Origin of the sequence: Yinghuangia sp. YIM S10712 (assembly GCF_051388935.1) — a bacterium.
GTDB lineage: Bacteria > Actinomycetota > Actinomycetes > Streptomycetales > Streptomycetaceae > Yinghuangia.
The window spans coordinates 1-13,833 of sequence record NZ_JBPKBI010000041.1 but is presented as its reverse complement, the minus strand read 5'-3'; the positions used below and the strand labels follow the sequence as shown (position 1 = coordinate 13,833).

Annotated in this window: 11 protein-coding genes; 5 read left to right on the top strand and 6 right to left on the bottom strand. The window is 70.1% G+C overall.

What is annotated here, in order from left to right:
• Positions 1–67: 67 nt before the first annotated feature.
• The 6 genes from ACRX5W_RS32505 to ACRX5W_RS32480 form a co-directional block, all read right to left on the bottom strand.
• Positions 68–994 (bottom strand): SDR family NAD(P)-dependent oxidoreductase, encoded by a 927-nt coding sequence (locus ACRX5W_RS32505; RefSeq protein ID WP_436791994.1) that lies wholly within the window; start codon positions 992–994, stop codon positions 68–70.
• Positions 995–1,049: 55 nt separating this feature from the next.
• Positions 1,050–2,876 carry a flavin-containing monooxygenase gene (locus ACRX5W_RS32500; RefSeq protein WP_436791993.1) on the bottom strand — a complete coding sequence of 609 codons (1,827 nt, stop codon included), beginning with the start codon at positions 2,874–2,876 and terminating at the stop codon, positions 1,050–1,052.
• A 126-nt stretch (positions 2,877–3,002) separates the two neighbouring features.
• Positions 3,003–4,385 carry an aromatic ring-hydroxylating oxygenase subunit alpha gene (locus ACRX5W_RS32495; protein WP_436791992.1) on the bottom strand — a complete coding sequence of 461 codons (1,383 nt, stop codon included), beginning with the start codon at positions 4,383–4,385 and terminating at the stop codon, positions 3,003–3,005.
• A gap of 242 nt (positions 4,386–4,627) precedes the next feature.
• A complete protein-coding gene (locus ACRX5W_RS32490) occupies positions 4,628–5,473 on the bottom strand; it encodes an SDR family NAD(P)-dependent oxidoreductase (RefSeq protein WP_436791991.1) in 846 nt (281 codons plus the stop codon).
• 8 nt (positions 5,474–5,481) lie between these two features.
• Positions 5,482–7,095, bottom strand: coding sequence for an SMP-30/gluconolactonase/LRE family protein (locus ACRX5W_RS32485; protein WP_436791990.1), 1,614 nt, complete (start codon positions 7,093–7,095; stop codon positions 5,482–5,484).
• Positions 7,096–7,650: 555 nt separating this feature from the next.
• On the bottom strand, positions 7,651–8,463 hold the full coding sequence (locus ACRX5W_RS32480; protein WP_436791989.1) for a FadR/GntR family transcriptional regulator: 813 nt from the start codon (positions 8,461–8,463) through the stop codon (positions 7,651–7,653).
• Between the two features lie 97 nt (positions 8,464–8,560).
• Between ACRX5W_RS32480 and ACRX5W_RS32475 the strand changes: the two genes are divergently transcribed.
• Genes ACRX5W_RS32475 through ACRX5W_RS32455 form a run of 5 tightly spaced genes read left to right on the top strand, consistent with a single transcriptional unit; the run spans position 8,561 to position 13,818 of the window.
• Positions 8,561–9,709 (top strand): acyl-CoA dehydrogenase family protein, encoded by a 1,149-nt coding sequence (locus tag ACRX5W_RS32475; protein ID WP_436791988.1) that lies wholly within the window; start codon positions 8,561–8,563, stop codon positions 9,707–9,709.
• On the top strand, positions 9,706–10,692 hold the full coding sequence (locus tag ACRX5W_RS32470; RefSeq protein ID WP_436791987.1) for an acyl-CoA dehydrogenase family protein: 987 nt from the start codon (positions 9,706–9,708) through the stop codon (positions 10,690–10,692). The genes ACRX5W_RS32475 and ACRX5W_RS32470 overlap by 4 nt, the downstream gene beginning before the upstream one ends.
• Positions 10,689–11,468 carry an enoyl-CoA hydratase/isomerase family protein gene (locus tag ACRX5W_RS32465; RefSeq protein ID WP_436791986.1) on the top strand — a complete coding sequence of 260 codons (780 nt, stop codon included), beginning with the start codon at positions 10,689–10,691 and terminating at the stop codon, positions 11,466–11,468. The genes ACRX5W_RS32470 and ACRX5W_RS32465 overlap by 4 nt, the downstream gene beginning before the upstream one ends.
• Positions 11,465–12,676: an acyl-CoA dehydrogenase family protein gene (locus tag ACRX5W_RS32460; RefSeq protein ID WP_436791985.1), complete on the top strand. Its 1,212-nt coding sequence runs from the start codon at positions 11,465–11,467 to the stop codon at positions 12,674–12,676. The genes ACRX5W_RS32465 and ACRX5W_RS32460 overlap by 4 nt, the downstream gene beginning before the upstream one ends.
• Before the next feature lie 17 nt (positions 12,677–12,693).
• Positions 12,694–13,818, top strand: coding sequence for an acyl-CoA dehydrogenase family protein (locus ACRX5W_RS32455; protein WP_436791984.1), 1,125 nt, complete (start codon positions 12,694–12,696; stop codon positions 13,816–13,818).
• The last annotated feature ends 15 nt before the right edge of the window (positions 13,819–13,833 follow it).

The following is a 13,833-nucleotide window of genomic DNA, read 5'->3' as shown; positions in this document are numbered from 1 at the left end:
GTCGGGAATCCCGAAAATCGTGTTGATCCCCTCCGCCTCGAAAAGCTGAAGAATGCGCTCGAAAACTTTAACCGGCATGGTCGCTTCCTTGTGTGGCGATCGCAAAACTCTTGACGATGTGGTCGATGTGGCCCGAGGGGACGACCGGGAGAATCCAGGGGTCTTTGGTGTCGCGGATGGCGTCGATGTTCGCGCCGACTTCCTCGATGGTCCACGACGGCTGGTAGACGCCCGGCGTCTCCGCGATGAAGGCCCGCGCCACCCGGCCGGCGATCGAGATCAGCATTTCGCCGGATATCGAGCAGGATTCGTGGGCGAGCCAGCCCACCGCCGGAGCCGTCAATTCGGGGCCCATCGGCGGGTAGGCGGAAGTGTCGATTCCCTCGGCCATCCGTGTCAGGGCGGCCGGCACGATGACATTGGACTTGACGCCCTCGGCGGCGCCTTCGAGCGCGACCACGTTGGACAGCCCGATCATGCCGGTCTTGGCGGTGCCGTAGTTGGCCACCGCCTGGTTGCCGTACAGCCCGCCGATCGACGAGGTCAGCACGACGCGGCCGTAACCCGCCTCGCACATGCGGGGGAACGCGGGCCGCACGACGTGGAACGCGCCGCGCAGGTGCACGTCGAGGACGGCCTCGAAGTCCTCGTACGACAGCTCCTTCAGCGACCCGTAGCGCACGTTCCCGGCGTTGTGGATCAGCACGTCGATCCGGCCGTAGCTGTCGAGCGCCGACTCGACGATCGCCCGGCCGCCCTCGGCCGTCGCGACCGACTCGGTGCAGACGACGGCCTCGCCGCCGGCCGCCTTGATCTCGTCGACGACCTCCTGGGCGGGACCCGCGTCGACGCCGTCGCCGGCCATGGTGCCGCCGGGGTCGTTGACGACAACCTTGGCGCCCCTGGAGGCGAGCAGCAGGGCGTACGCGCGCCCCAGCCCCCGGCCGGCGCCGGTGATGACGGCGACGCGGTCGTCGAATCTCAGTTCAGACATGACGTGTTCCTTCGTCCAGGCACAGCACGGGCAGGTTCCGAAACGGGTGGGGCCGTCACCGGCCGAGGACCAACCCCTGGAGGTCTCCCGCCTCGCGCCACGCCTTCAGCAGGTCGTCCAAGACGTAGAAGCCGGGCCAGTAGGGCTCGCCGAGGTGCGAGCGGGTCTCCGGTTCGCCCTCGTTGTTGTAGTAGCCGGGCGTGCACTCGCTGTTGAAGGTGCTGTTGTCGATCGCGGTCTCCACGACCGTCCTGCACCACTCGTCCACGGCTTCCGTGGTCGGCTCGACGACCGAGGCCCCACGGTCCAGCGCCTCCTTGATGATGTAGGAGAAGTGGTTGGCCTGTTGCTCGAACATCAAGGTGGTGCTCGCGGACACGCCGCCCTGGATGAACCCGGTGAAGATCAGGTTCGGGAAGCCGTCGGTCATCAGGCCGTGCAGGGTGCGCGGCTTCTTGCGCCAGTGGTCGTACAGCGACAGCCCCTTGCGGCCGGCGAACGGCGCGATGCCCAGCTTGCGGTCGAGGTCGGTGGTGATCTCGAAGCCACTGGCGAACACGATGCAGTCGACCTCGTGCTCGACACCGTGGGCGATGATGCCCTTCTCGGTGATGCGCTCGACGCCCTTGGTGGCCGACACATCGACCAGGGTGACGTTCGGGCGGTTGAAGGTCGGCAGGTACTCGTCGTTGAAGCACGGCCGCTTGCACAGGAAGCGGTAGTAGGGCTTGAGGATTTCGGCGGTCTGCGGGTCTTCGACGATGGCGTCGATCCGCTGCCGCAACCGCTCCATCACCCGGTAGTCGATCTGTTCCCGGAGTTCCATGAACTTCTCCGGGTCGGCCATCGCGGCCCAGCCGTCGGTGGCGTCCAGGTGGGCTTGGAGGTTGCGGCTGATCTCGGTCCAACCGTCGCAGATGAGGTCCGGTTGGCCGGGGGCGAAGGCCTCGAACGCAGCGGTGTGGAAGTTGCGCTGCCGCTCGGCCTGCCAGCCGGGCGCCAGGGTCTTGACCCACTCGGGATCCGTCGGGCCGCCGGGGCGCTCGTCGATGGACGACGGCGTGCGCTGGAAGACGTAGAGGTGCCGGGCGCCGCGGGCGAGGTGCGGGATCACCTGGATGCCGCTCGCACCCGTCCCGATGACGGCGATGCGCTTGTCGCCGATCTTGTCCAGCCCGCCGTACGAGTCGCCGCCGGTGTACTCGTAGTCCCAGCGGGCCGTGTGGATCATGTGGCCCTGGAAGGTCTCGATGCCGGGGATACCGGGGAGCTTCGGCTTGTTGAACGGCCCCTGGCACATGACGACGAAGCGGGCGCGGATCTCGTCGCCGCGGTTCGTGGTGATCCGCCACCGCTTGACCGACTCGTCCCACTCGATGGAACGGGTCAGCGTGTGGAACAGCGCCTTGTCGTAGAGCCCGAAGTGCCGGCCCATGATCTGGGCGTACTCGTAGCACTCGGCTCCCCGCGAGTACTTCTCCTTCGGCATGTAGCCGGTCTCTTCGAGCAGCGGCAGGTAGCAGTAGCTGTCCGAGTCGACCTGGATGCCGGGATAGCGGTTCCAGTACCAGACGCCGCCGAAGTCACCGGCCAGTTCGATGATCCGGAAGTCGTCGACGCCGGCCTGCCGGAGCCGGGCCCCGGCGATCAGGCCCGCGAAGCCCCCGCCGAGGACCGCCACGTCGATGTCCTCGGATATCGCGGTCCGCGGAACCACCGGCTTGTGCGGGTCGGCTTCGTAGAATTCCTCGAACCCGTCCTCGGTGACCAGGTATTGGCCCTGGCCCTCGGCACGGAGGCGCTTGTCGCGCTCGGCGAGGTACTTCTCTCTCAGGGCTGCGTGGTCGACTTCGGGCGTCTCGGTGGGGGCGCACTGCTGCATGCGGAGTCCTCGGCTCGGGGCTGTCACTCGGATCGTGGTCGGCGGCGGGGTCGGTCCGGCACGGGTGCGGTGGGCGGGACGGCCGGCCGTTCGCGCGGCGAGAGCCGGCCGGCCTTCCCGATCACGTCACTGGGCCAGGTCGCGGGGCGCGCCGGTACCCATGTACTTCGCGAGGTTGTGGTGCAGGTTGACCACGCTGCGCTCGCGGTAGGGGTTCGGCTTGGGTCCGGTGAAGCCCCGGGCCTTCATGCCTTTTTGGATGGCCGCCATGTTGTCGAAGTCCTGCGGCAGGACGGTCCGCCACCCGGGGTCGTCGGCGGGCGTGTAGACCCATTCCGTCTCGGGCTCCTCACCGGTCGGGAAGAGCTCGTACACCGCGGCCTCGAAGATGCACTTGTCGGGGTCGTAGCCGTACGGCCGGGCGCTGTAGCAGAGCATGTTGTTGAGGGCGTGCCCGATCTGGAAGTTCGGGAAGATCTGCCACGCGGTGCCGCTCTTGGCGACGTCCTGCGGATCGACGGTCGGCCAGACGACGCCGCGTGCCTCGTCGTCCGCGCGGGCGGAGTCGAGCCAGTGCCGGAGCACCTGGTCGGCGGGCGTGCCCTCGGGCAGTTCCTCGACCAGCCGCCGGGCCGCGTTCACCAACGTCTCGGTGGTGTTGGTGTTGGCGTTCTCCCACGTGAAGTTCTGCAGGTCGACCGTCGACTGGCGGGGGTCGGCGCCGCCGCCGACACGCAGCTTGGCCTGTTGCTCGTCCATGCCCTTGGGCGCGTCGTAGCCGATGTTGCTGTGTTTGCCCTGCGCCCGCGCCCAGCCGAGGAACGCCCCGAACGGGATGAACTCGGGGTGCGTGTAAGGCACGTGGTAGGTCTCCATGAACGCTTCGAGTGCGACCTTCCAGTTGCAGTCGAAGACCAGCCAGCGCCGCCACCGGTAGCGCATGTTCTGGAGCTGGAACGGGTCGAGCAGCGTCGCCGCGGGCTCCAGGTAGTCGCGCAGGGGCTCGCAGTCGGGGTCCATGTTGACGAAGATCCAGCCGCCCCACGTGTCGACCTTGACCTCGCGCAGGCGGATGCGCTCGTCGGTCAGCGCGCACGTCCAGTCCTCGCGCTCGGGGACCTTGGTGCACTCGCCTTCCAGGTCGTACCGCCAGCCGTGGAACCCGCAGACGAACTGCCTGGTGTTGCCCCGCGCGTCGCGAGCTCCCGGAGGGGTGTCGACGAGGCGGCGGCCCCGGTGCGAACACACGTTGTAGTACGCGCGGAGCGTGCCCTGCGCGGTGCGCGCGACGATGATCGAGTCGTCGAGGATCTCGTACGTGAGGAAGTCGCCGGGCTCGGCGAGTTCCTCGACGCGGCCGACCTGCTGCCAGACCTTGGCCCACAGCTTGTCGCGCTCCGCGCGGGCGTAGTCCTCGGAGAGGTACGCCTCCACGCCGATCGTGAGCGGCTCCGACAGCGCTTCGGGCGCGGGAGCCGACTCGCGGGTGGTGTCGGCGGTTTCAGTCATCTGATTCCTCCGTGACCTACAGGTTTGTTCTCTGCGTGTGGTGAGCGCTTTTGTGTTCGGCCGCCGGGCCGGCGGTGCCGGCCTGTGGAGCGGTGCGGGACCGGGCGGAGCTTCCCGGTCGGGCGTTCGGCGGCGACGCGGGAACCCCGGGGCGGGAGCCGCGGGAATCCCCTGGTTCACGTTGTTCACGAGCGGAGGAAGTCAGGGCGTGCTCCGAACCGCCGGAGATGTCCGGTGGCCGCTCAGCGCGTGATGGCGGTGCGGAACCCCTCGTCCTTGAGGAAGAGCGAGGTGTTGTCGGCGCCGAGGTGGGTCCACTTCAGGTTGAGGCCGCCGTCGACGAGGATCGTCTGCCCCGTGACGTAGGAAGACAGCTCGGACAACAGGAACAGCACGGCGCCCGCCTGCTCCTCCGGCCGGGCGCGGCGGCCCATCGCGATGGCGGTCCGGTCGCGTTCGGCGTCCACGTCGACGTAGGTGCCGGACGACGGCGTCTCGGTCACGCCGGGCGCGATCGCGTTCACCCGGACGTTGTCCAGCGCGAGTTCGACGGCCATCGTGCGCGTCGCCGCGACGATCGCCGCCTTCGCGGTGCCGTACGCGATGTGGAACGGCGCGGTGTTCATGCCGCTGATCGACGAGAGGGACACGATCGATCCGGGGAGGTTCTGGAAGCGCAGCTCCGCGGCGACGGCCTGGCTGATGAAGAACATGGTTTCGAGGTTCTGGGCGAACAGTGCGCGCCAGTCCTCGCGGGTCACCCGTGTCGACGGCATCCAGGTCTCCGGGGCGGCGCCGCCGGCGACGTTGACCAGCCCATACAGCCGCCCGTCGGTCTGCGCGACCTTCTCCATCACGGTCGCGATGCCCTCGTCGGTGGACGCGTCGGCGGCGACCGGCACGACCGAAAGGCCCTCGTCGGCGAGCGGTGCGACGTGCTTGTCGAGGTTCTCCTGGGAGCGGCTGACCGCGACCACGGTCGCACCTGCACGCGCGACCGTGGCGGTCACCGCCGTGCCGATGCCGCCGCCGCCCGCACCGGCGACGATGACGATCCGTCCGTCCAGCCCGAAGAAATCGTGTTGCATGGCCTGGCTCACCCTTCCTGACGCAGCGCCAGAACGCTGCCTTCGGCATCGGCGGAGACGTAGAGGGTGCCGTCGGGCCCGGCGGCGATGCCGGCGAAGAGTCCCTGAGGGCCGGAGAAGGGGGCAAGTCCCTTGAGGGGTACGGGATTTCCTCCATCGGCGGGCCCCACCGGCAGGTCATGGGCAACGGTGGTGCGGGTCTTGCCGTCGAGGGCGACCTCGACGAGCGACCGGGTACCCGCGTCCACAATCAGGAGCTTGCCGCCGCGGACGAGGACGCCCTGCGGCCGGACCAGGCCGTCCGCCACGATGTCGGTGCCCGTCCCGGTGACCGCGACGACGCGGCCGGCGCCCGACTCGGAGACCAGGCACGTGCCGTCCGAGGTGAACGCCACGCCGGTCGGCTGGTCGAGACCGGAGGCGAGGGTCGACAGTTCTCCGTTGCGTACGGACACCACGCGGCCGGTGCCGAACTCGGCGGCCACCACGCTGCCGTCGGGTGCGACGGCGACCCCGTAGAGCTGGTCGAGCGGTTCGGTCCCGCCGGCGAGCACGTCGTGCTCGCTGCTCGCGGGACGCCACCGGGCGATCTGGCCGTTGGAGGTCGTGACGACGAACTCGCCGTCGCCCACGGCGGTCACGCCCCGGATGTAGCCGGGCCAGCCGGGGCTGAACAGCATCCCGATCGTCTGGAGCTCGCCCCCGACGCGGCCGTAGAAGAACGTGCCGTCGGAGATGTACAGCGTGCCGTCGGCGCCGACCGTGAGGTCCAGCGGCCACGTCATGCCGCCCGGCAGCACCGTACGGGTCTTGCCGCCGCCGAGGATCTCGGTGATCTGGCCGGTGAAGCCCGACACGAACAGGCGGTCGCCCACGAATGTCAGGTTGTCCAGGCCGGGACCGATCGTGGCCAGCACCGTGCGGTCGCCGTTGCGCGGGTTGATCCGCAGGACCTCGCCGCTGCCCACCTGAGTGGAGATGATGAAGCCCTCGGCGTCGAACTTGACCGCGTCCGGGACGCCCAGGTCCCCCGCGACCCGCTCGGGCTCACCGCCGTCCGGGTCGACCCGCCAGATGTCGTTGGTCCCCAGCACCGGGTAGTAGAGCTTGCCGTCCGGCCCGAACTCCATGGCGTTGGGCATCGGCAGGTCTTCGAGGATGACCCGGGGCGCGCCGCCGTTCGGGTCGAGCTCCAGCAGGCGCCCGCCGATGCGGCACTCGTCGATGAACAGCCGGCCCCGATGGAACGTGATGCCGTTGGCCCCCGGCACGTCGTCGCGGAGCACGCGCGTGCTCCCGTCGGTGCCGCGCACGCTCACGCGGCCCTCGTAGTACTCCGTGGCATAGAGGTTGCCGTCCGCGTCGAAGTCGACGTCGTCGGGCGTGAGGATCGCGGAGCCCTCACTGATGGTCTCCAGATCACCGCTGTCGACGTCGAGTGCGCTGATCCGGTTGCCCGCCACCTGGGCCACGTATATGCGGCCGTCGGGACCGGTCCGCAGGCCGTTCGCGCCGTACAGCCGGCTCGGGGGCGTGAGCCGCTCGACGCTCCACCCCTCGGCGAGGCCGATCGATGTCGCACTGGTGTAGCGCGCCCCTTGCACCAAGGTGGAGCCTCCCATGCCAGAAGAGAACGTCGGAGAAACGAAAGAGAACTGCGATCCCCATTGTAAGAACATTGATCTCAGCACTCTGGCGCGCCAGGATTACCGCTACGCCTTGGGCGCCCGCCTTCGGCCTTCGCACCCGCTGGGAGTCTAATCACGAACGAGCAAGTATTGCTATCCTTATGAGGATTGAATTCCGCTGTGTGCCCGAAGGGACGACACAGAGTAAGGAAGGGGGTCCCGGCTGCTCCCCGGCCACATCGGCCGACCTCGCGATGCAGGGTCTTCACGAGGACCGACACGGGGCCGCCGAGTCACCTGACACGCGCCGGCCGAGGCCCAACCGACAGCGAATGACCGCGACGCGCTGACCCCAAGCCTCAACCCGCAATGGGTCCGCGCCCNGGGCCGCCGAGTCACCTGACACGCGCCGGCCGAGGCCCAACCGACAGCGAATGACCGCGACGCGCTGACCCCAAGCCTCAACCCGCAATGGGTCCGCGCCCGCGCACCGGCTCCGTCCTCAGCCGGGCCCGTCCGCGCAGGCGGCGCCCCCGCCGAGCGCACGCGTCAAATGCGGTTGCGGGAGCGGTGGTTGGACTGGATCGCCATGCGGGCCATCGCAGACGAGACGTTGACCACGCCGTCGTCGAAGCGCTCCAGGACCATCGCCTGGGTCGCGGCGAGGTGGGCACGGGCGAGGCGTTCCACCTGGGCGTCGCGGCCGGCCTTGATCTCGTCGAGGATGCGGCGGTGGGTGCGGACCGCCTTTTCCGCCTCGGTCTTCGAGGGGTATTCGCCGCGCCTGGTCAGCGCCTCCGCCCAGGCCTCCTCCTGCGCCGACCACAGGGCGACGAGGCTGCTGACGATGTGACGGATGGTGGCGTTGGGCATGAACGAGACGACGATGTCGTGGAATTCACGCGCGGTGTGGGTGAACGCGACGCCGTCCGCGACCAGTTCGGCGGACGCCTCGATGTTGGCGGCCAGCGCCGGCACGACCGTTTCGGCGCGGTCCGCACGCCGCGCGCACTCCGCCGCGCACATCGGCTCCAGTGTCCGCAGGCCGGCCGCGAGGTCTCCCAGCGTCACCCGCGCGCCTTGCAGCGCGAGCCCGAGATGGTACGCCGCCGACGACTCGTCGGGCCGGTGCACCTCCGCGCCGCCGACATTGCCCCGGCGGACCGTCACCAGGCCCTCGGTCTCCAGGATTCGCAGTGCTTCGCGGATCGAGGGGTAGCTGACGCCGAACTCCTTGACCAATTGGTCCTGGGTCGGCAGCCGATAATTTTCGTCACCGGCAAGGATGGAGGCGCGCAGTTCCGCGGCGACGGTCTCCGCGATCCGGCGTTGCGGGACCCGCCCGCGCCGAGCGGTCGTCACCCAGGCCACCTCGATTCCATACCGGGCAGTCTACCGGACTCCAAGTCGATCGCTCAAGTATTGCTATCCTTATGATGATTGACATAACGTGCCGAGCATGGACTTCACGATGGGTGAGGCCGCCACGGCGCTCCGCGGCGAGCTGCGCGGGCTGGTGGAAGAACACGTCCCCGCGGACTTCCTCGGCGCGTTCACCGACAACCCGGCCGACCTGGAGATCGCGCAGAGCTTCTGCCGCATGCTCGCCGAGCGCGGGCTGCTGTGCATGGCCTGGCCCGAAGAGGTGGGCGGTCGCGGCGCCTCGCCCTGGGAGCAGACCGTGGTCCGCGAGGAGATGTGGGCGCACCACGAGCCCCGCGGCGCGCAGTACATGGGCGTCAACTGGGTGGGCCCGACGATCATCCGGCACGGCACACCCGAGCAGCAGCGCAGGCACCTGCCGCCCATCGCCCGCGGCGAGGTGATCTGGTGCCAGGGCTTCAGCGAGCCCGACGCCGGGTCCGATCTGGCGTCGCTGCGCACGGCTGCACGCCCCGACGGCGACGGCTGGCTCGTCTCGGGCCAGAAGATCTGGACGTCGTACGCCGGCATGGCCCAGTGGTGCTTCCTGCTCGCCCGCACCTCCAGGGCCGAGAAGAAGCAGGACGGCCTGACGATCTTCCTCGTGCCGATGGACGATCCGGCCATCGAGGTGCGGCCGATCGCCTGCATGATGGGCCCCCACCACCTCAACGAGGTCTTCTTCAACGACCTGCGCGTCACCGAGGCCGACGTCCTCGGTACCGTCGGCCAGGGCTGGGCGGTCGTGCAGGAAGTACTGGCGTTCGAACGCGTCGGCATCGCCCGCTACGCGCGCTGCGAACGCCTGTTGCACGCGGCGCCCGACGTGCTCGGCGCGAGCTGGGACGACCTGCCCGAGGAACTGCGGGGCCGGTGGGCGCGCATGCTGACGCACTGCCGGCGGGCGCGGCTGCTGGCGTACCAGGTGGTGTCGCTGCAAAACGAGGGCAGGGTGCGGCCGAGCGACGCGGCGGCGTACCGGATCGCGGTGACCAGACTCGACCAGGAGAGTGCCGAAGTGCTCATGGAGATCGTCGCGTCGGCTCCCCCGGAGGGCACCGCGGCGGAGCGGTTCCGCCGCGCCGTCGAGGACCACTGGCGCTACTCCCAAGCGGCCACGGTCGCCTCGGGGAGCATCGAGATCCAGCGCGTCCTGATGGCCCGCTCCCTCCTGGCGGCCTCGTGAACATCGAACTGAGCCCGGAGGCCGTCGAGTTCGGGCGGCAGGCGTCCCGCGCGATCAAGGCGGCCGGCGGCGACAGCCTCGTGCAGGCGGCCGAGCAGGAACCCAAGTCGCGCGAAACCCTCGTGGCTCCGGTCTTCGCCGAGCTCGGCGCGTGGGACCTCGACCCGCGCGGCGACACCGACGAGTCGGAGGCGGCGGCCGCACTGTGCCGCAGCGCGGGCTATTGGGGCGTCGCCTACCCCGTCGCGGAGCGTTTGGCGCGGCCTTCGGACCTCCATGCCGACGGGCTCGTGGTCGTCGCCGACACGAACCCCTCAGGGGCCGTGGCAGGCCTCGAACTGCGGTGGACCGCGGTCACGTTGGACGGGCAGCGCAGCCGCGCCACGCCCCGGCCGTCGGATGCTTCCCCGCGAACGTCCGCTTTTGTCACCGGACTCGACCTGGACCCCGTCGACCACGACGGCGCGCGCGACGTGGCACTCGGCCTGGTCCTGCCGTGCTGGACGCTGCTCGGCATGCTCGACCGGGCGATCGAACTCACCTGCGCGCACGTGCTCGTGCGCGAGCAGTTCGGCAAGCCGCTCGCCCGGCTGCAAGGCCTTCAGTTCCAGCTCACCGATGCCGAGGTCGAGCGAAGCGGGCTCGAAGTGCTCGCCAAGTACGCGCTGTGGAGCGTCCAGACCGACCGCGACGACGCCCTACAGGACGCGCTCGCGCTCCGGCTGGCGGCGGTCGAGGCGGCCGAGACCGTGTTCCGTGTGTCACACCAACTGCACGGCGCCATCGGCTTCTGCGACGAATCGACCCTGTCGTGGCTGTCGCGCTACAGCCGGCCGTTGCGGCGGCTGCCGCTCGGCCTGTCCGCGACACGCGACCAACTGACACGGCGGATCGGTCGGCACGGGCTGACCGGCCTGTTCGGCGGCGCCGCCGATGTGGACACCACACAGGCGACGACCGAGGACAAGGCGGCGACGCGGTGAAATACGACCTCCCCGACGAACTGACCGTCGAAGCCGACGGGCCGGTCCGTACCGTCGTCATCAACCGGCCCGACCAACTGGGCGCCGTGAACCAGCCGTTGCACTGGGCGCTCGCCAACGTGTGGCGTCAGCTCTCCGCCGACCAGGACGCCAAGGTCGTCGTCCTGACCGGCACCGGACGGGCGTTCAGCGCCGGCGGCGACCTCGACTGGGTCTCGTCGTTCCTGGACGACCCGGTCGCCCGGGACGAGAGCATTCGCGAAGGCGCCCAGATCATCGAGGAGATGCTGCGCTTCCCGCTCCCGGTGATCGCCGCCGTCAACGGCCCGGCGGTCGGACTCGGGTGCAGCCTGGCGGTCCTGTGCGACGTCGTGCTGATGGCGGAGACCGCGTACCTCGCGGACCCGCACGTCAGCGTCGGCCTCGTGGCCGGCGACGGCGGCGCCGCGTTCTGGCCGCTGCTCACGCCGCTGCTGCGGTCCCGCGAGTTCCTGTACACGGGCGACCGCATCCCCGCGGCCAAGGCAGTCGAACTCGGCCTCGCCACGCGCGTCGTCGCCCCCGGCGAACTTCTTCCCGAGGCACTGCGCCTCGCCGGGCGGTTCGCCGCACAGCCGGCCGCGGCGCTGCGGGGCACCAAGCAGGTCGCCAACATGTACCTGTCACAGGCACTGGGCGGTGCCGTCCAAGCGGGCTTCGCCGCGGAAGTGGCCACGATGCAGTCCGACGAGCACCGCGAGCGACTGCTCGCGCTGCGGCGGAAGGCACCGCGATGACCGCACTCCTCGGGCCTGGGGCCGTGAGCGGCGATCTCGACGGTTTCCGCGCCCACGTGGCCGAGTGGTGTCGCACGCACATTCCTCCTGACTGGCGCCGGGAGCAAACCGGCGTCGACGACGAGGAGTTCGTGCGTTTCCAGAAAGCGTGGCTGCGTGAACTGCGCGACGCCGGATTCGCCGTGCCGCACTGGCCGACGAAGTGGGGCGGCGGGATGTCCGTCGCCCGGCAGATCGTGCTCTACCAAGAGCTGGCCCGCCACGACGCGCCCCGGCTGGTCCTGTCGTTCGTGTCGCTCCACCACGCTGCGTCGACGCTGCTCGCGGCCGGCACCGACGCACAGCGCGAGCGGCACCTGCCGGCGATCCTCGACGGCGAGATCTGGTGCCAGGGCTTCTCCGAGCCCGAGGCGGGGTCCGACCTGGCCGCCCTGAAGACGACGGCGCGCCGGGAAGGCGACGCCTACATCGTCAACGGGCAGAAACTGTGGGCGAGCGGGGCGATGCACGCGGACTGGTGCCTGCTTCTGGCCCGCACGGATCCGTCGGCACCGAAGCGGCGCGGCATCTCGTACTTCCTGATGGACATGCGGTCGCCGGGTGTCGACGTACGCCCCATCCGCCAGGCGACCGGCGAATCGCACTTCTGCGAGATCTTCCTGGACGACGTCTCCGTACCGGCGGCCAACCTCGTCGGACCCGAGAACGCCGGCTGGCGGGTCGCGCAGGAGACGCTGGGCACCGAACGCGGCCTGACCATGCTGGAGTTGGCCGAACGCCTTGGCAACGGCGGGTTCCGGTGGCTCGTCGGGCAGTGCGCACGGCCCGGTCCGGACGGAACGCGTCCGCTCGACGATCCGCTGGTGCTCGACCGCCTCGCGGCGCTGGAGACCGAGCTGACCGGACTGCGGGCGCTGTGCACCGACTTCGTCTCCGACGACGGCCCGGGCCCGGCGGACGCCTCGATCGTCAAGCTGTACTACAGCGAACTGCTGCAACGGCTCACGGACTTCGCCACCGAGGTCGCCGGGCTCACCGCCCACACCGAGCTGCGCAAGCCATTGTCGAGCGGGTGGGAGTCGGGGGCATGGGTCCTCGACTTCATCGGCTCGTGGGAATGGACGATCCCGGGCGGGACGAGTGAGATCCAGCGCTCCATCATCGGCGAGCGCGGCCTCGGTCTGCCCCGCGAACCGACGGGCGGCTGATGTCCACCATGTCATCCTTGTCCTCCTTGTCCTCCGCGCCCCATGAGACCGACGAACTCCGCGAGCTGCACGACGAGTTGCGTGCCGTCGCGAGCGAACTCCTCGGCAAGAACGGCTCCGACGGCGCCGCCGACTGGCACCTCATCGCCCGCGCGGGGTGGCTGGGCCTCGAAGCGCCCGAGGCGTTCGACGGCGCCGACGCGACATTCGCCGAAGTCGCCGTGATCCTCGGGGAGATGGGCCGTACGGCCGCACGCGGCCCCTACCCCGCCGTCGCGGTCCTCGCGGTCGGGGCGCTCAACCTCCTCGCTCCGGGAGCCGGCCGGGACCGGCTGTTCCGCGACACCGTCGCGGGCTCAGTCGTGCCGGTCGTCGTGCTGGGAGGCGAGCCCGGAGCCGAGACGCCGTTCCGCCTCACACCCGCCGAGGACGGGCTGCGCCTGCACGGCACGGCCGCGTTCGTCCCGGACGCACCCGAGGCCGACCGCCTCCTCGTACCGGCCGTCGACCCGGACGGGACGATCGCGGTCGTGGACGTCGATCCGCACGCGCCCGGGCTGACCGTCACCCCGCAACCGGTCGTCGACGCCACCCGCAGTTTCGGCCGTGTCGCCGCCCAGGGTGTGGCCGTACTCCCGGACGCGGCATGGCGGTTCCACGGCGACTCCCGGGACGCCGTGCGGCGCCTGCGCGATCGGGCCGCGGTCGCGGTGGCCTGCGACAGCCTCGGCCTGAGCGAGGCCATGCTGGACGCCACCGTCGCGTACGCCGGGGTTCGCGAGCAATTCGGCCGCAAGATCGGCTCCTTCCAGGCCGTCAAGCACGCGTGCGCCGACATGCTGGTGCAGGTAACGGTGGCCCGGAAGCTGGTCGCCGCGGCCGTGCGGAGCCAGGCCCAGGACGCGGCGGACGCGGCGGTCGCGGCGTCGATGGCCAAGTCGTACACATGTGCGGCGGCGGTGGACATCGCCGGCAAGGCGATGCAGTTGCACGGCGGCATGGGCTACACGTGGGAGAGCGGCATCCACGTCCACCTGAAACGCGCCACCCTCAACCGCGCGCTGTTCGGTTCCCCCGCCGCGCACCGCAAGCGACTGGCCGAACGCTATGCCTCCCAGGCGCCGGACGTGTCTGGGGTGTGAGACGGGCCGCGGCCG